This window comes from Nesterenkonia lacusekhoensis (assembly GCF_017876395.1).
Classification (GTDB): domain Bacteria; phylum Actinomycetota; class Actinomycetes; order Actinomycetales; family Micrococcaceae; genus Nesterenkonia; species Nesterenkonia lacusekhoensis.
Genome location: NZ_JAGINX010000001.1, coordinates 2,617,146 through 2,633,387 on the forward strand (window position 1 = coordinate 2,617,146; position 16,242 = coordinate 2,633,387).

Genomic DNA, 16,242 nt, shown 5'->3' on the forward strand with positions numbered 1-16,242 from the left:
GCCGCCGACGACGCCGCGCGCGGCTCTCCACAGTTCTGCCTCACCGCTGCCTGTGGTGCCCGGCGGCGCCGCAGAGTGGGGACATGGCTTCATCCCGTGTCCCGTTCCTCCCGGCCCGTGCCGACTCCGATGCCCCTGCGGAGCCGACCTTCCTGCTGGTCACCGGGGAGGAGGAGCTGCGCGACGATGTGGCTCTGATCGCCGCCGTCGTCGGGGGACGGCTGGACTGCAGACCCGGCTGGCCCGACGTGCCGGCCGGGGGCTGGGCTGCGATGATGTGCGGTCCGGATGCCCTCCCGCCCTCGGGAGTTCCGGCTGAACAGGTCCTTCTGCTCGGCCACGTCAGAAGCGCCGACCCTGAGCCGGAGTCGCTCTGGCGCTTGGCCGCCTCCCGCCCGGGGATGCAGGCCGTTCCGCTGCCCCAGGCCGACGTGTGGCTGAGCGAGCACCTGGGCGGACGCGTCATGGACCGGGCCCCCGGCCGCGTGCTCGGTGTGGCGGGGGTCTTCGGCGGAGTCGGCGCCACCACAGTCTCCTATCTTCTGGCCGCGGAGGCGGCCGCCCGCGGGATGAGCGCGCTGCTGGTGGACGGGGACCCTCATCCGGGGTCCGGCATCCGCACCCTGCTTCGGGAACAAGCGTCTTCGGGGGCCGCCGATGGGTCCCTGGGGTGGTCGGCCTTGGCCCAGATCGAGGGTGAGCTCTCCTCCTCCCAGCTGCAGGCGGCCCTGCCTGTCCTCGAAGGCATCCATGTGGTCAGTGAGACCGGTCCGGGTGCGGAGTCGGCAGCGGGTCCGGAGCGGGACCCTGCCCCGCTGCGCACGGCGGAGGAGGTGATCGGGGCGGGCAAGCGCGCCTTCGACCTGGTGATCCTCGACGCCGGCCGTCGTCCCGCCCTGCTGCGCGCGGCGGCCGATCGCCTGGAGAGCGTACTGATGGTGGCACCGTCCTGCGGCCGTGCCGCGCATGCGGCCGATGAGCTGATGTCCGCTGCGCCGGGAGTTCCCTTCCGCCTGGTGCTCAACGGCCGGCCGCGGGCCGGGTGGGGCGCCGCGGAGATGCGCAGCGCCCTGGATGTGGAGCTCGTCGCCGACATTCCGGAGCAGCGATGGCTGCGGCGAGCCGATGAGGTGGGGGAGTCCTATGAGCTGCTCCGCTCGGGACGGGGCGCGGCCATGATCAGTGGGATCCTGCAGGCGACCGGAGTCCTCGATGGATGAGCTGCAGGACCTGCGCGAGGAGCTGGCCGCCTCCTCTGAGCCGCTGACGGCCGCGAGGATCGCTGAGGCTGTGCGCAGCTCCGGGTTGGCTCTGGGGTCGGGCACCACACAGCAGCTGGTGCGTTCGCTGCGCGATGAGCTGGTGGGGCTCGGACCGCTGCAGCAGTTCGTGGACCAGCAGGGGGTCACTGATGTTCTGGTCGGGGCTCAGGGGCGGATCCACACCGACGGGACCGCCGGTCTGCAGGCCACAGGGGTACAGGTGGGCAGCGAAGAGCAGGTGCGAGGCCTGGCCCGACGGCTGATCGCCATGTCCGGCGGTCGCCTGGATGAGGGCCACCCCTGCGCGGACGGTCGGATCGGTGACTGCCGGATCCACGCGGTGATCCCTCCGGTGGCCGTAGAGGGCACCATGATCTCGGTCAGGGTCTCGCGCAGCTCAGTGACCCGCATGGCCGAGCTCGCTCAGCAGTGGGACCAGTCGAAGCTGTGGGTTCCGGCGGTTCGGGGCATCATCACAGGCCGGATGAACTGGCTGATCTCCGGGGCCACCGGATCCGGGAAGACCAGTCTGCTGGCCGGGATGCTCGGAGAGTGCCGCCCTCAGGAACGCATCGTCGTGGTCGAGGACACCACAGAACTCCACCCGGATCATCCTCATGTGCTGCATCTGCAGGGTCGGCAGGGCAATGTGGAGGGCGCCGGACGAGTCGATATGGGCCGGTTGGTGCGTGAGACCCTGCGGATGCGGCCGGACCGTCTCATCGTGGGCGAGTGCCGCGGTGCAGAGCTCCGGGACTTCCTCACGGCGATGAACACAGGACACCAGGGTGCCGGCGGCACGGTGCATGCCAATTCCCCGGAGTCGGTTCCGGCGCGGCTGGTGGCGATGGGGGCGTTGGCGGGGCTGAGTCCGGAGACCGTCGCCCTGCAGGCCGCCGCCGCATTGGACGTGGTGCTTCACGTGGACCGGCGTGCCGGGGCTCGGATGCCGGTGGCTCTCTCGACGGTCAGCTACAGCCAGGGCCGTCTGCTCATGGAACCTGTGCTCCTCCAGGATCGGGGCCGGACACGGCGCGGCGCGGGCTGGCCGGATTTCGCCGCGCGTGCCGGTCTGGCGGCTGATCCTTCGCGGGAGGATCCGGTGGCAGGAGGCGGCGATGAGCTGGCACCCGCCTGAGCTGCTGAGCGCCGTCGCGGTCTTCGCCGCCGCTGCCGCGGCCATGCTGATGCTGATCCGTCCGGCGAGGGGATCTCGGAGACCTCGCCTCTGGTCAGAGAGCCTGCACGCGATGCGCGCGAAGATCCGCGGCCTCGGTGCAGACTCCAGCGGTGCCCTGCGCCGCGACGCCGCGATGCTGCTGCGTCAGTTCTCTGCGCTGCTGCAGTCGGGACGGGCAGAGTCTCAGGTCTGGTCCGACCTGCGGGACCACTGGTCGGGCCGAGCTCCCACAGGCGGCGGAGTCGACGCGGAGACCCGCGAGCATCCCTTCGCCGTGGTGTGTGGGCAGGTCGCAGCCAGCGAACAGTTGGGACAGGGGAGTGCCGCCGGACTGCGCCGCTGCCTGCGCGGAGGCTCGTCCTCCCTGCCCCCGGAGGTCCTGCGCTGTGTGGAACAGCTGATCGCTGTCACGGCACTGTCCGAGCAGACCGGCGCGCCCCTGTCGCGACTGGTGGAGCAGCTGGCGGAGGGGATGGACGAAGCCTCTGAGCTGCATGCCGCTGTGGAGACGGCCGTCGCCGGACCGAAGCTGACCCAGGTGGTGTTGGCCCTGCTGCCCTTGGGCGGCCTCGGCCTGGGCCAGATGATGGGCGTCAGTCCGTTGACCACTTTGGTCGGCACTGCGCTGGGGTGGCTGTGCCTGCTGCTGGGTCTGAGCCTCTTGGCGGCGGGCTGGTGGTGGAGCACCCGGCTCATCCGCGGGGTGACCAGCCATGTCTGAGCTGACACAGGGTCTGACCGCAGTCTTGGCCCCGACGCAGGCTTCGCACCTGGTGCCTCCGCTGCTCCCGGCATCGGCAGGGATGCTCGTGGCCGCGGCTGCTGTGCTGCTGCTCATCCCGCCTGCGGTCCGGCTGAACCCCTCTCGGGGCAGACCTGCAGAGGGCTCGTCTCAGGGGGCTCTCCGAGCAGGGTTGCTCGGACGCCTGGGCCGCCGTCGCGGTGGGCCGAAAGGGTCGGCTCAGAACGAACCGGTCCAGCGCTGCTCCCAAGCAGTGGATGCGGCAGGGCTGCTGGACCTCACCGGCGCGCTGCTCTCCTCCGGCGTGGGTATCGAGGCGGCATTGGACCGTTTGGCCGCCTGCGTGCCCGGGGCAGAGCCTCTGGCCCATGTCCACCGCAGCCTGACCGCCGGGACAGGGTGGGAGACGGCGTGGTCCGGCGTCGGAGAGGATTCGGAGCTGCGGGTCTTCGGAGAGCAGTTGGCCTTCGCCCATGCCACCGGGGCGCCCACGGTGGAGCTGCTTCAGACCGGGGCGCGGCAGGCTCGGGCGGCGCACCGTCAGCAGGCCGAGCAGCGGGCCGCACGGCTGGGGGTTCAGATGGTGATCCCGCTGGGCATCTGTTTCCTGCCGGCCTTCGTCCTGCTCGGTGTGGTGCCGGTGGTCCTGGCGCTCGTGCCGGAGTCTCTGGGGCAGATGGGCTGAGACCCTCAGAGGATTCAGACTCCCAGGAGACGTTGAGGAGTTATCGAGCCAGAGTCTGAGCTGGGTTGCTACGTTCCGTGGATGTCCTCCCGAGACCACAGACTCGATGCCGCCAAGGGCGTGCTGATCTTCATGGTGGTGCTGGGCCACATCATGGCCGCAGTGTCTCCATGGGATGACGCCTCGCTGCGGATCTTCCAGACTGCCATCTACGCCTTCCACATGCCGGCCTTCGTCTTCCTCACCGGCGTGACCGCACGTTCCGGGAAGATCCCCCACCGGGTGGCGTTCCTCCTGGTCCTGCTGGCCACGGCTCTGCCGCTCTACTACGGGTGGATGAGTATGCTCGGCCTGGAGCCCGAGTTCGACTTCCTGGTGCCGTACTGGATCACCTGGTTCCTGCTCGCGCTGGTGTGGTGGCTTCTGACCGTGCCGCTGATCGAGCGTTTCCCGCGCGCCATGCTCAGCCTGTCACTGGCCGCAGGTCTCTTCGGCGGTCTCATCCCTGAATACGACTATGAGCTCTCCCTCGCCCGAGCGCTGACGTTCTGGCCGTTCTTCGTCATCGGTAAGCTCTACGGCCGCAGCATCCTCTCCTGGGCCGGTTCGGGAGGACTGGGCAAGCGGATCGGTCTGCTGGGCGCCGCCATGGTGCCTGTGGGGGTCTTCTACGCCGTCGACGTGGAGAAGCTCTGGTTCTACGGCAGCCGCGGCTTCGATTTCCTGGACGCCACAGCCGCCGAGGGCTCCGCGCTGCGGGCGATCATCGCGCTCTGTGCCATGCTCAGCACAGTGGCCGTGCTGGCCTGGATGCCTCGCGGCGCCGGATTCTGGGCCGCAGTCGGCCGGCGCTCGCTGGCCGTCTACCTCCTGCACGGCTTCATGGTCCGAGCGCTGAACCGCCCCTTGGACGACATCCTGGAAGTCGTGCCCGGTCCTGTGATGGTGATCGTCTGCTTCCTCCTGGCCGGACTGACCACCTGGCTGTTCGCTCTGCCGGTGTGGGACGAGGGCATCCGCCGCTATGGTGAGGGCGTCATCCGGCTGGCCGCTGCTCCCGTCGTGTGGGTGCGGGCCACCATCCAGAAGGGCCGTGAGCGTCGCGCCCAGCAGGCTGAGCACGAACGCATCGGGGAGCAGAATCCTGAAGCAGAGAACGCTGCAGAGGACTCTGCAGAGGCGAAGCCGGCGCTCAGTCGGCGGTGAGCTCAGCCAGTTCCCGCTCCAGATTGATGCGGGCCTGGTCCTCCCAGAGCCGCCGTCCGGAGGCGGTGCGGAACAGCTCAGGGACCTCCAGCAGCCGCCGGAGCACCTGTGCGCGGCCGGCCCGGAACTGGTCCTCGGGCACATGGGCATAGTCCCGGCGCACCTGCTCGGCATAGCGCCGGTACAGCGCAGGTTCGCGCCCCAGGACTTCCAGGTCTGCGTCCACCAGGACCGCTCCGGAGAGGTCCCCCTCCTCAGGAGCGTGGGAGGCGGTGAGCCGGACCAGCCTCGCGGTCTCCTCGACGACCGCGTCGGGCAGCACCGGATCCAGCTGCTGCTCAGCCAGCCGGGCTGAGGCCTCCTCGTCGGCGCCGGCGCTGCCGGCGTAGACGGCGTCGTGATACCAGGCGGCCAGCAGCAGCGTCGGTGACTGTTCAGCCCTGCATTCCCCATGACGCTCCAGCAGGGCGACGCCGTGGAGCACTGAGGCCAGATGCGGCAGTGCGTGATAGCTGCGGTGCGGCTCAGACCATCGGTCCAACAGGTCCTCGCCCAGACCGCCCCACCGGGCAGGTGGCACGGGCGCGTCCAGCAGTCGCCCGCCCAGACGTCCCCAGGCGCGGCCGAGCCGGGGCCGGAGCTTGGCGCTGCGCTCCCGTGCGCGCACCCGCAGACCGGAGCGGGTCAGGACTCGGGCCAGCTCGCTGCCGCTGACCGGCACTGCGCCGCGGGCGACCAGCTCGGGGTGGCGGACCTCCGGGACGTCGTAGTGGTCCTCGTCGAAGGCGCGCTCACTGATCCCGGCCGCGGCCGCGAAGTCATGCAGCTCCTCCAAGGATTCATCCGAGATCAGATGGGAGAAGACGGTCCCGTGGGCCGGCCAGTACGGCGGATCGATGTAGAGGGTCATCACTGAGCATCTTAGGGCTCTCGGTCTGAGGCCGGCACGCGCGTAGCCTGGGGAAGGTACCCGAGGAAAGGAACAGAAGATGCTCGTCGCATTCTCCGTAGCACCTGCCGCGTCCTCCGGCGAGGACGGCTCCGTCAGCCGCGCAGTGGCTGAGGCTGTGCGCATCGTTCGGGACTCCGGGCTGCCCTATGAGACCAATTCGATGTTCACCACGATCGAAGGCGAGTGGGACGAAGTCTTCGCCGTGATCAAGGAGGCCACCGACGCGGTCACCGCTGTCAGCTCCCGCGTCTCTCTGGTGGTGAAGGCCGACATCCGCCCCGGGCACGACAACCAGCTCACCGAGAAGGTCCAGCGGGTGGAGGACTACCTGAGCGAGCACTGATCTCGGCGTCCGAAGCCTGAGGTCCGTCCCCGCAGAACCTCGCACTCGCTGGGCGCTCGCCTACGCCGGCGGGTCCCGCTGCTCAGGCGGCGCGGGTGATGCCGCGGCGTCGCTGTGGCCTGCGCAGCTGGGCCACGGCGACGCCGGCCAGGCAGACGCCTCCGCCCAGGATGGCCAGCGGCGGGGGAACCTCACCCAGGGTCAGGGCAGACATCAGCACGACGACGGCGGGCACGGCCAACGTCGCCGAAGCCACCCTGCCCGTGGGGAAGTGGTTCATCGCGTAGCCCCAGAACCAGAAGCCCAGAGCTGAGGGCCCGACGCCCATATACACCGCACCGAGGAGCGTGCCGGTGCTGAGGCTGCCCAGTTCGCCGGCGGTCTGACCGAGGAAGGGCAGCAGCGCCAGCGCTCCGGCCACACAGCCCAGCCAGGTGGCGGTCAGCGGGTCCACATCCCGCAGCGCGAGCTTCTGGACCATCATGCCCGCTGCGTAGAGCACCGCAGCGCCGAAGGCGATGACCAGCCCCGCCATGGCCAGCTGTCCGGTGCTGCCGGCGACGGTGATGAAGCCGATGCCGGAGAGCGAGATCAGCATCCCCAGGAACAGGCGCCGCGAGAAGGCCTCCTTGAAGAAGACCACCGCGCCCACGCCCACCATCAGCGGAGCGAGGTTGACCATCATGGCCACAGTGCCGGCGTCGAGGAAGTGGCCGGCCCAGTTGAAGACCAGCGTGTAGACGGCGAACCAGATCACGCCGAAGGCGGCGGTGTAGGCCAGGCCGCGTCCGCGGGGGAGCAGCTGCTGTCCGCGGCGGATCCAGAGGATCAGCACGGTCAGCGTCAGTGAGCCGGCCAGCAGTCGGATCAGCGCCAGCGGCCCCGGAGAGATGTCCGAGGCGGCCCACCGCATGATCACGAAGGTGGAGGCCCACATCAGGACGGTGACCACGATCGCCAGGATCGGCACGGCGGATCGCTGGGGTGCCGGCGTCGGGGTGTCGTGCTCCGGCGTCTGGGATGCCGGATCGCCGGCCGCTGCTGAACTCACACTCCTGGCAACCGCCTCGCACTGCCGCTCATTCCGACGCCTCGGGAGGGCCGGCCCGGGAGACCCCGTTGGCCGGCATCTGTGGCAGCGGCAGCCAGGAGGGATTCAGTGGGCTGACCTCCAACAGATCGCGGGTGGTCTCCACTGTGATCTCCGTGCCGAAGTCCCCGCCGACCGTGCAGGAGCTGAGCTGTGCCCCGTTGGCGGTGGCCACCTCCTCGGCCACGCTGCATGGATCCTCGGAGGTCAGACCGCGGGCGGCGTCGGCGCCGGCCAGAGCGGCCAGGTCTGCCGCACGGGCAGCCTGGGCCGCGGCCGTCGCCGACGCGCTGAGCAGGTGGACCAGTCCCAGCAGCAGCACCAGGACGGCGATCATCCCCAGGACGAGTACGGTCCCCGACCCTCGCTCGGAAGCACCCCGCTCGGTGTCCCCGCGGGCGGGCACGGTGTCCGTCTCCCGCGCCCTCATGGTGAGTCCTCCGCGGCCGGGACATGCTCGGTGCGCGCGCTGGCCTCGGCAGTCTGATCCATATCCAGCTCCACCAGGCCCAGCAGCCGCACCGGCCGGGTCAGCTCCACATGGGAGTACTCGCCGTCCCGGGAGATCGCTGTGCTGACCTCCTGGCCTGCTACACGAGAGGCCGTCTGCTCCGCGGCCGAGGGGTCCTCTCCGCGGGCCAGTTCTCGGGCAGCGGCCCGAGCGCCTTCCTCCAGGGAGACCTGAGCGGCCCCGTGCATCGCCAGGCTCAGCAGCAGACCCAGGATCAGCACGACGCCGGGCAGGGCCACGGCGAACTCCGTGCTCACCGAGCCGCGCTCCCGCCCCGTTCCGGGCCCCGGTCCTGTTCCGGGTTCGAGTCCTGCCCCGGGCTCCGTACCGATGCCGCTGCGCTCGCAGGCGCCGTCGAACTCACCCATGCCGATCCTCCTGCCCTCCACGGCGCTCAGCCTCAGTAGCTGAGCGCGTTCTCCACGAGCCCGGACAGCAGGCCCTGCACAGTGTCCGAGGACAGCACGGTGACCAGCAGCCCGGCGAAGCCCACCGCCGCGACACTTCTGAAGCTAAGACGGGCTTCCATGTAATGTGCTGATATGGCTGATAAACCCTCCGCATCGGTTTCCCGCGTGGCCATCTACGCTCGCCAGTCGATCCTGGAGGACCAGGGCATCGAGCAGCAGCTGGCCGACTGCCGCAAAGCCGTGGAGGAGCGCGGCTGGAGAGTCTTCGACGAGTTCATCGACAACAAGGTCTCCGGCTCCAAGGAGCGCGGGGCAGCAACGCAGTGGGCCAAGATGCTCCAGGCCTACGATGACGGCCTCTTCGACGTGCTGATGATCGACAGGCCCGACCGGTTCAGCCGCCGGCTGACCGACCTGCTCGATGTCAGGGAGACCCGGGACGTCCGGGTGGTCAGCGCCCGCGGCGGCGTGGACACCGACCACGGCGATGTCCAGCTGGGCATCCAGGTGGTCCTGGCCAAGAACGAGGTCCGCGAGAAGACGATCAGGGCCAAGCGCTACGCCGTCGAGCGCCACAAGCAGGGCCACCCCAATGCAGGCGGCGGCCCGCATGGCTACAGATGGGTGCCCGCGGCCAACCGTGATCCGCAGACCCAGGCCCGCTATGAGATCGATGAGGATGAGGCTGAAGATGTCAGGTTCATCTTCAGCGAGTTCCTGGCCGATCCCGACAAGCAGGCCTCCATGAAGCAGATCGCCCGAGCTCTCAACGACAAAGGCCGACGCACTCGCCGTGGCACGAAGTGGGGAGCATCGACCATCCGGCGCATGCTGATGAACCCCTACTACGCAGGGCTGCTGCCTCCCTCTCGGCCCTACGACGGCTCCGGCAGCCACCACTACAACAACCTGGATCTGGAGAACTGCATCACCGGGGCATGGGAGCCGATCATCACCGAAGAGCAGCTCCGGGCCGCCCGCGGCAAGCTCTCGCTGGTCAAACCCAACCACGACGGCACAGCCCGGAAGTGGCTGCTGCCGGGTCTGGCCACCTGCGGCAAGTGTGGCGGTCCGGTCAGATCATCCATAGGGACGCAACGGGTCCGAGACAAGGCGACCGGCAAGCGCGTCGCCGTCGACGACTATCACGCCTACCGGTGCGCGACCATCGGGAACGGATGCTTCCAGCGGGCTGGTGACATCATTGACGAGTTCATCTCCCAGGTGGTCATCGAGCGTCTGGCAACCGCAGACCTGGCGGATCTGCTGGCCATCGACGACGGGCCGGACTTCGAGGCACTGTTCGCCAAGCAGAAGGCCTTGGACGGCCGCGAGGGTGAGATCGCGCTGATGATCGCCCGGGGTCAGCTCAACCGCGAGGCCGCGGAGCCTGCCCTGGAGGAGATCAGGCAGGAACAGGAGACCGTGAAGAACGAGCTCGCCAGGGCGGTGAAGCAGGACCCTTTGGCAGAGCTGGCTGGTGTCGACGATGTAGAGGCGTGGTGGAACGCATCGACGCTGGCGAGGCAGCGGGCCATTGTCGGCAAGCTCATGGACGTGGTGATCCACCCGATCGGAGGAGGCAGACGGACCACTGCGAAGAACATCGCGGAGACAGTGGAGATCCGCTGGAAGGACTGACGGCAGAGGCAGGGCCTCGGCCTGAGAACACATGGTGAAGATGAGAGTCATGATAGTGACCCCAGACTGCAGCGCCCGCACCTGTCGGGTTTTTGTCGGGTGCTGTCGGGTCGCTGTCGGGCGCCTCTGGCGCACATCCCGACATGTTTTTCCCTGATATTGCAGGGGAAAGTTCACGTTGTCGGGTTTGTCGGGTGTCCTGAGCAAAACTTTCTATATACCGAGAGAACACCCCTGGAGCACTACCCCTGCACTTCAACACATTTTTTCTCTGTATACCCCTCTCTAAGACCCGACATACCCGACAGAAGCACTAAAACCCCTGGTCAGAGAGATATGTCCTGTCGGGTTTTGCCGGTCAGAGCTGTCGGGTTCCGCGCTCCAAGGCCCGACAAACAGGAACCAAAACCCGACAAGTTGCCGCTGGGGGCCGGCGGCTTCATGCTCCGAAACCCACATCATCCATCACCACCTCCCGGGCATGTGCTCCGAGCGAGGCCGGCAGGCCGAGCGGGACATCAGTCAGGCCAGCTGAGCACCCATGGGCAGAAGAAGATCCACCTGCCCACCAGGCCTCCCGCCTAGTAGATCACCAGACGCGCGATAGTATTCACACAACGGCCTCGTAGACCAGGAAGGTACGCACCCATGACTGATGAGCACACCGTCCCGCCTGAGTCCAAGCTCCTCAAGGAGGTCCAGTCCCTCTCCGGCATCCCCGTTCCCGAGCTGGCCGAGGCCACCGGCCTGTCGAAGGCCACCATCCACTCCGCCATCCAGGGAGTGCGCTACAAGACCGGCGGCTCCATCCCGGCCCCGCCGTCGGACAAGACCCTGGTGAAGCTGGCCCGAGCCCTGTCCATCACTCCTCAGCAGCTTCGCGAGGCCAGCCCCAACCGGGCCCGGGCGATCCACGAGCTCTCCGAGGAGCCGGCGCTGGAGAAGTCCCTGCCCAGCGATGAGGAGAGTCAGGCTGCTGCGGCCGCTCACCTCCGGCTGGCCCGCAGGGTGCTGGCCGCCTTCACCGACCAGGAGCTGCGCGAGGAGATCGCTCGGCGGGAGGCTGAGCGCAACGAGCGTGAAGCCTCGGCGAGTTCCTGATAGTCTCTCCAGCGCTACCTCCCCAAGCTGAGACCCCACCGGGGTTTGTCATGCCCAGAAGCAGCCGCAGGCTGCACCGGGTACTCAGCTTGGTAATCACATAGTGGAGGTAGTTCTTTGAACGACATCATCACCCTGTCCCCAGCAGCACAGTCTCTGATCCGTGATCAGATCTCGCTGCTGGAGGGCATCTATCCCGCTCCGGTGAACCACGAGTTCGTGGTCCAGCGCCTGCAGGAGGCTCGCCATAACCTCGAGCACCTGCTGACGCTGAGTTCCTCCGAGGCCCCAGGCCTCACTCAGGAGGACGCCGAGCACTTCCGCACCATCCAGGTCGCTCCCTTAGTCGCCGAGCCCATCGAGGCCGAGCGTCTGATGGCGATGGAATCCACCCCTCAGCATCGTGCTGCGACTCATCTGCTGACTCATTCCTCGCACTACGCGGAGCTGGTCACAGCCCTGGTCGCCAGCGATGACTGTGGGTGGATCGGGTTCGTCTTCCCGCTGGATGACGGGCTCCATCGCTTCGAGGTTCCCCAGCATCTCTCCGGCGAGGCCCGTCGCGTGGGCTCTCTGGTGCTGTTGCTGCTGGGCGTCTCGATCCGTGAGTCCCTGGGTGAGCTGCTGCCCGGTCTGGACCCGCAGTCCTCGGTAGCCTTCGCCGAGGCCTGCCAGATCCTGCAGCAGTAGCACCGCCGGAGGCGGCACCGGGTGGCTCCTCGAATGTGATCCCCACTGAGAGGAGCTGCCCTTGTCTGTCACTTCCACCGTCACCCCGGCCGTCTGGATTGGGTGTCTCGCCTGCTACAACGCAGGCCGACTCACAGGTGACTGGTTCGAGGCCATCACTGCCGACGAGGTCACCCCGGAGAAGCTCCACGGCCACCAGACCTCCCACGAGGAGCTGTGGTGCCTAGATCACGAGTATCTACCCATCGATGGTGAGTGCTCACCTCACCAGGCTGCCAAGCTCGCCCGTCACCTCGACGAGATCGACGAGTACCTGCTGCCTGCCTTCCTCGCCTGGATCGGCTCCGGCAGTCACGTCCTCGACGGAGAAGATCTCCCCGACCACGGAGAGTTCATCGACCGCTACTGCGGCCACTGGGACTCATTCACCCAATACGCCCACCAGCTGGCCGAGGACATCTGCCTGCTCGCTGACGCCCCCGAGCACATCACCCGATACTTCAACTGGCAGTCCTGGACCGACGACCTGCAGCACGAGTACACCGTTCTCGACGCCGCCGAAGGAGGTGTCTACATCTTCCGTGACCACTGAGCTGATCTGACGCTTCCTTAAGCCCCGCTGGCACCACAGCCAGGGAGCTTTGCTCACCCGGAGACGACCCTCACCAGGAGCAATACATGACCACAATCGCCTACCTGAACTCTCCCCACACAGACCCTGAGGTCCACGCAGCCGACTGCTCCAACATCACCAGGAGGACCCGGATGGGCTTTGAGCACGCCGGCTGCGCTGAAGTTACCACCCGCAGTGAAGCCATCTATGACTACAATGCCGACTTCATCGACGACGGCGCCACCAACGATGAGCTCTGGGACTTGCTGTTCTTCCCCTGCGCCAAGCTGGGCTGGGGCTCGCTGTGACCGCCGAAACTGACACCACTGAACAGACGATCCGTGCCCAGATCCAGAGGTTCGACGACGTGCTGGCGGATCCGGAATGGGAATGGGGCGCGATGGTCGACGCCGCGCTGGACGTCCGGGAGGCTCTCCAGCACCTGGTCGATAGGGCCTGACGAGAAGACCCCCGACACCTCACGGTGCGGGGGTCTTCTTTTTCTACAGTGAAGGTCACAGTGACTTCAGGTGGTCCAACTTCCCCTGCCACTCCAGACGCAGCTGAACGTCACTCCTGGTCAAATCCGCGCTTGATCCGCTCAGCATGGAGACCACGGGCGTTCGACCCTGGGAGGGCGCCCTTGAGGGTGATGCACCACATGTTGATCAGCGCCTGGCAGTACGGGCACCTGTGGTCGAGAGCTCGACTCGCTTCGGGTCCAAGACGTTCCCGGCGTTGGTCGTTGTAGAGCTTGGCTGTGCCAGTGATGAACGCTGCCACTACTAGCCCCGGCGCACCTCCGACCAGGATCAGCAATCCCCCTAGCTGCACCCACCATGTCCACAGGTAGATGGCGATTAGCATGTTGACGCCATCGAGCGCCCCCGCCTTGTACTGCGGATAGTCCTCTTCCAGCCAGCGGGCAGCGTTGAGGATCTGCTCCTGAACTCGCTCATGGAAGAGGCCGAGACGCTCGGGCACCTCAGGTTCAGCGGCTACTTCCTCAAGTTCTTCGGGGCTGTAGTGCTCCAGAACCGAATCGATCAGCTGACGCCAGTGCTCGTCCCCGACGGAATCGAAGAACGAAGATTGAAGTCGCCACGCAGAGACTTCGCTCCAGGTGGAGACTTCCGTGCTGGAGAGGAAGTTCTCGTAGATCCTGCCAGTGATGCCAGTTTCGACAGCTTCCCGGAAGGGTCGCGTAATGTCGATGGCCTCCAGCACATTGCCCACGCCTTCAGCGACATGCACAGGCGGGACGAACGCCTTGAAGAAGGTCTCCGTAGACAACGAGCCTTGGACGAGGGAAGCGATGTCCGTAGCGTCGGCGGCATCTTGGAGTGCAGCTCCAGGCCCGGAGCCCTCCAACAGCGCGGTGAAGGAAGGTGCTATTGAGGTTTGTGGCTGCCACGTCGTAATGCTTCTCTCAATGGCCTGCTGATAGGCCTCTAATACGCCCAGTCCGTCCGCCCAGGGGCTCTGGGCGAGCGTCTGTCCCAGCTCTCCGATCCCCGCCGCATTCACAATCGCTCTATGTGCTCCGCCCTCGGTCGTCATCGCCGCCCTCTCTTCGCCTCATGTCGATACTATCGGCTCGCCAGGGAGCCGGAATCGACTGGTCCGCTAGGCTCGTAGACATGGCGCGGAAGTTCTATACCCTCGACGAGGTCGCCGAGGCGCTGGCGATCTCAATGTCGCAGATGCGGGCACTGATCAAGCGCGGCGAGATCGAGGGCATCCAGATCGGCGGCCGCGGGCAGTGGCGCATCGAGGATGCGAAGCTCGAGGAGTATATCGAGCGGATGTACGAAGAGCAGCGGCGGGGCCTAGGCCGAGCCTGACTAGGAGCATCGCCGCGTCACGTAGACCGACGGACCTTCAGGTCTGACTAAGCTGGTTCCCAGGACCACGCACCAGAGGGAGACGAATGGCTGAATCGGCGCTAAACAGCAACTTTCAGGCTGCCAAGAAGGCCAAGGAAGACGAGTTCTACACCCAGCTCGAAGACATCGAGAACGAGCTGAAGCACTACCGTCACCACTTCAAGGACAAGGTCGTTTACTGCAACTGTGACGACCCCCGGGTGAGCAACTTCTTCCACTTCTTCTCCTATAAGTTCGAAGACCTCGGCCTGAAGAAGCGGGTCTGCTGAAGGTTCGGTTGACTTCAAGACTGCTTAGAAAGCAGGAAGGATGGAAGTCATGCCGAAAGTCGTCTACACCGAGGAGTTTCGCCGGACCGCCGTGGAGCTGGTTGCTGGCGGGATGAGCCAGAAGCAGGTCTGCGCGGATATGGGCTGCTCGAAATCTGCGCTGCAGTCCTGGGTCCGGGCCGCGAAGCTCGAAGAGCACGGGATCGAGCCGGCTAAGGATGCTGAGGAGTCTCGGGAACAGGCGAAGATGCTGCGCCGGATCCGTGAGCTGGAGCAGGAGAACAAGGTCCTGCGCGAAGCTGCGGCGTATCTCTCCCAGGCGAATTTGAAGCTGGGTGGGGCCTCCCCAAAATGATGTTCCCGCTGGTCCGTGACCTTGCCGCCGCCGGGGTGCCGGTGGCGGTGACCTGCCGGGTTCTGGGTTTCACCAAGCAAGCGTTCTACAAATGGGCAGCAGCCCCGATTTCTCAGCGGGATTGGGAGGATGCCCACCTGCTCAACGCCGCAATCGATGTTCATGCTGATGACCCGGAGTTCGGGCACCGGTTCATCGCCGATGAGCTCGCCGCCGCCGGGTACCGGGCCTCTGAGCGGCGGGTGTGGCGGCTGTGCTCACAGCAGCAGATCTTCTCCGCCACTCAGCGCAAGGGCAGGAAGAATCACAAGAAGCCAGGCCCGCCAGTCTGTGATGACCTGCTGGCCCGGGATTTCACCGCCACCAGGTCGAATCAGAAATGGCTGGTGGACATCACCGAGCACCGTACCGGTGAGGGCAAGCTCTACCTATGTGCGATCAAGGATGTCTTCAGCAACCGGATCGTAGGCTATGCGATCGATTCCAGGATGAAATCACGGCTGGCTGTGGCCGCCCTGCATGATGCGGTTTCCCGCCGCGGAGGACCCTCAGAAGTGGCCGGATGCATTGTCCATTCGGATAGAGGGTCGCAATTTCGTTCACGGAAATTCCAGCGGGCGCTGAAGGGATACAAGCTGGCTGGGTCCATGGGACGGGTCGGGGCTGCTGGGGATAACGCGGCGATGGAGAGCTTCTTCTCGACGTTGCAGAAGAACGTGCTCAACAGGCAGTCCTGGGCCACCAGGGATCAGTTGCGAGCCCGGATCATTCACTGGATCGAAGCGACCTATCATCGCCGCCGCCGACAGCGGAGGCTGGGTAAGCTGACTCCGGTCGAATACGAGACCGTTCACAAGGATGCCGTCGCCCTGGCGGCATAAGCCCGACGGTCAACCGAACCTTCAGCAGACCCGCAGTCCCTCGGCCTTGTCGGGTCTGGTCACGGAACCTCGTCACTTTCCAGGTGGTGCGGTAATGGAACGGCATCAGCAGGCGTGGGTCACGGCGAGCAAGGGTGGGTCTCGTGCCGGGCACGCCAGAAACAAACGAGCTGGCGGCGTCATCACCGGTACAGGTAATGACGCCGCCAGCTGCGTGTGATCGGCTGATCAGCTCATGGCCGGTCAGCTGTTGCGGCGAACCTTCGCGAAGGCCACCACGCCGGAGCCGACGATGACGAGCAGCAGAGCCATCAGGCCCAGGCCCACCGCGCCGGAGGCACCGGTGGAGGCGAGGTCGTCGCCCGGCTTGCCGCCACCGTCCTCAGTGCCACCGTCCTCAGTGCCACCGTCCTCAGTGCCACCGT

General features: G+C 66.5%; 20 protein-coding genes and 1 pseudogene. 15 read left to right on the forward strand and 6 right to left on the reverse strand.

Annotation, left to right across the window (positions count from 1 at the left end; genetic code table 11):
- Nucleotides 1-83: 83 nt before the first annotated feature.
- The 5 genes from JOF45_RS12420 (at nt 84) to JOF45_RS12440 (ending at nt 5,075) form a co-directional block, all read left to right on the forward strand.
- On the forward strand, nt 84-1,220 hold the full coding sequence (locus tag JOF45_RS12420; protein WP_210050797.1) for a CpaE-like family protein: 1,137 nt from the start codon (nt 84-86) through the stop codon (nt 1,218-1,220).
- Complete coding sequence (locus JOF45_RS12425; RefSeq protein ID WP_210050806.1) at nt 1,213-2,400, forward strand: TadA family conjugal transfer-associated ATPase; 1,188 nt, start codon at nt 1,213-1,215, stop codon at nt 2,398-2,400. The genes JOF45_RS12420 and JOF45_RS12425 overlap by 8 nt, the downstream gene beginning before the upstream one ends.
- Entirely contained in the window at nt 2,381-3,163 is a 783-nt protein-coding gene (locus tag JOF45_RS12430; RefSeq protein ID WP_210050815.1) for a hypothetical protein, read from the forward strand. The genes JOF45_RS12425 and JOF45_RS12430 overlap by 20 nt, the downstream gene beginning before the upstream one ends.
- On the forward strand, nt 3,156-3,869 hold the full coding sequence (locus tag JOF45_RS12435) for a type II secretion system F family protein (protein ID WP_210050818.1): 714 nt from the start codon (nt 3,156-3,158) through the stop codon (nt 3,867-3,869). Before JOF45_RS12430 ends, JOF45_RS12435 begins: the two co-directional genes overlap by 8 nt.
- Before the next feature lie 81 nt (nt 3,870-3,950).
- The gene (locus tag JOF45_RS12440; RefSeq protein WP_210050821.1) at nt 3,951-5,075 is read left to right on the forward strand and encodes an acyltransferase family protein; all 1,125 of its coding nucleotides are present in this window, start codon (nt 3,951-3,953) and stop codon (nt 5,073-5,075) included.
- On the opposite strand, the gene JOF45_RS12445 is transcribed toward JOF45_RS12440, so the two are convergent.
- Nucleotides 5,062-5,985, reverse strand: a complete 924-nt coding sequence (locus tag JOF45_RS12445; RefSeq protein ID WP_210050824.1) for a DUF4031 domain-containing protein — start codon at nt 5,983-5,985, stop codon at nt 5,062-5,064. The two genes, JOF45_RS12440 and JOF45_RS12445, sit on opposite strands and share 14 nt — an antisense overlap.
- Nucleotides 5,986-6,064: 79 nt before the next feature.
- Here JOF45_RS12445 and JOF45_RS12450 point away from each other — a divergent pair, with 79 nt between their 5' ends.
- Nucleotides 6,065-6,370, forward strand: a complete 306-nt coding sequence (locus JOF45_RS12450) for an MTH1187 family thiamine-binding protein (RefSeq protein WP_210050826.1) — start codon at nt 6,065-6,067, stop codon at nt 6,368-6,370.
- Nucleotides 6,371-6,452: 82 nt separating this feature from the next.
- On the opposite strand, the gene JOF45_RS12455 is transcribed toward JOF45_RS12450, so the two are convergent.
- Genes JOF45_RS12455 through JOF45_RS12470 form a run of 4 tightly spaced genes read right to left on the reverse strand, consistent with a single transcriptional unit; the run spans nt 6,453 to nt 8,500 of the window.
- On the reverse strand, nt 6,453-7,421 hold the full coding sequence (locus tag JOF45_RS12455; RefSeq protein WP_210050829.1) for a DMT family transporter: 969 nt from the start codon (nt 7,419-7,421) through the stop codon (nt 6,453-6,455).
- 28 nt (nt 7,422-7,449) lie between these two features.
- Nucleotides 7,450-7,890 carry an Rv3654c family TadE-like protein gene (locus tag JOF45_RS12460; RefSeq protein WP_210050832.1) on the reverse strand — a complete coding sequence of 147 codons (441 nt, stop codon included), beginning with the start codon at nt 7,888-7,890 and terminating at the stop codon, nt 7,450-7,452.
- On the reverse strand, nt 7,887-8,339 hold the full coding sequence (locus JOF45_RS12465; RefSeq protein WP_210050835.1) for a TadE family type IV pilus minor pilin: 453 nt from the start codon (nt 8,337-8,339) through the stop codon (nt 7,887-7,889). The genes JOF45_RS12460 and JOF45_RS12465 overlap by 4 nt, the downstream gene beginning before the upstream one ends.
- 32 nt (nt 8,340-8,371) lie before the next feature.
- Complete coding sequence (locus JOF45_RS12470; protein WP_245324232.1) at nt 8,372-8,500, reverse strand: DUF4244 domain-containing protein; 129 nt, start codon at nt 8,498-8,500, stop codon at nt 8,372-8,374.
- 13 nt (nt 8,501-8,513) lie between these two features.
- Here JOF45_RS12470 and JOF45_RS12475 point away from each other — a divergent pair, with 13 nt between their 5' ends.
- From JOF45_RS12475 to JOF45_RS12500, 6 genes are all read left to right on the forward strand, one after another.
- Nucleotides 8,514-10,022, forward strand: a complete 1,509-nt coding sequence (locus tag JOF45_RS12475; protein WP_245324233.1) for a recombinase family protein — start codon at nt 8,514-8,516, stop codon at nt 10,020-10,022.
- 648 nt (nt 10,023-10,670) lie between these two features.
- Complete coding sequence (locus JOF45_RS12480) at nt 10,671-11,123, forward strand: helix-turn-helix domain-containing protein (RefSeq protein WP_210050850.1); 453 nt, start codon at nt 10,671-10,673, stop codon at nt 11,121-11,123.
- A gap of 117 nt (nt 11,124-11,240) precedes the next feature.
- Nucleotides 11,241-11,813: a hypothetical protein gene (locus JOF45_RS12485; RefSeq protein ID WP_210050853.1), complete on the forward strand. Its 573-nt coding sequence runs from the start codon at nt 11,241-11,243 to the stop codon at nt 11,811-11,813.
- A 61-nt stretch (nt 11,814-11,874) separates the two neighbouring features.
- The gene (locus tag JOF45_RS12490; RefSeq protein WP_245324234.1) at nt 11,875-12,405 is read left to right on the forward strand and encodes an antirestriction protein ArdA; all 531 of its coding nucleotides are present in this window, start codon (nt 11,875-11,877) and stop codon (nt 12,403-12,405) included.
- An 86-nt stretch (nt 12,406-12,491) separates the two neighbouring features.
- Nucleotides 12,492-12,734 (forward strand): hypothetical protein, encoded by a 243-nt coding sequence (locus tag JOF45_RS12495; RefSeq protein WP_210050856.1) that lies wholly within the window; start codon nt 12,492-12,494, stop codon nt 12,732-12,734.
- Nucleotides 12,731-12,886 carry a hypothetical protein gene (locus JOF45_RS12500; protein ID WP_210050866.1) on the forward strand — a complete coding sequence of 52 codons (156 nt, stop codon included), beginning with the start codon at nt 12,731-12,733 and terminating at the stop codon, nt 12,884-12,886. Before JOF45_RS12495 ends, JOF45_RS12500 begins: the two co-directional genes overlap by 4 nt.
- 110 nt (nt 12,887-12,996) lie before the next feature.
- Here the strand turns inward: JOF45_RS12500 and JOF45_RS12505 are convergent, their stop codons facing one another.
- Nucleotides 12,997-13,986, reverse strand: a complete 990-nt coding sequence (locus JOF45_RS12505) for a zinc finger domain-containing protein (RefSeq protein ID WP_210050869.1) — start codon at nt 13,984-13,986, stop codon at nt 12,997-12,999.
- Between the two features lie 80 nt (nt 13,987-14,066).
- Here JOF45_RS12505 and JOF45_RS12510 point away from each other — a divergent pair, with 80 nt between their 5' ends.
- The 3 genes and pseudogenes from JOF45_RS12510 to JOF45_RS12520 all read left to right on the forward strand — a co-directional run bounded on the left by JOF45_RS12510 (nt 14,067) and on the right by JOF45_RS12520 (nt 15,817).
- On the forward strand, nt 14,067-14,270 hold the full coding sequence (locus tag JOF45_RS12510; RefSeq protein WP_210050872.1) for a helix-turn-helix domain-containing protein: 204 nt from the start codon (nt 14,067-14,069) through the stop codon (nt 14,268-14,270).
- A gap of 86 nt (nt 14,271-14,356) precedes the next feature.
- Nucleotides 14,357-14,581, forward strand: a complete 225-nt coding sequence (locus tag JOF45_RS12515) for an adenine-specific methyltransferase EcoRI family protein (protein ID WP_210050875.1) — start codon at nt 14,357-14,359, stop codon at nt 14,579-14,581.
- A gap of 49 nt (nt 14,582-14,630) precedes the next feature.
- A pseudogene (locus tag JOF45_RS12520) lies at nt 14,631-15,817 on the forward strand (IS3 family transposase).
- Nucleotides 15,818-16,242 lie beyond the last annotated feature (425 nt).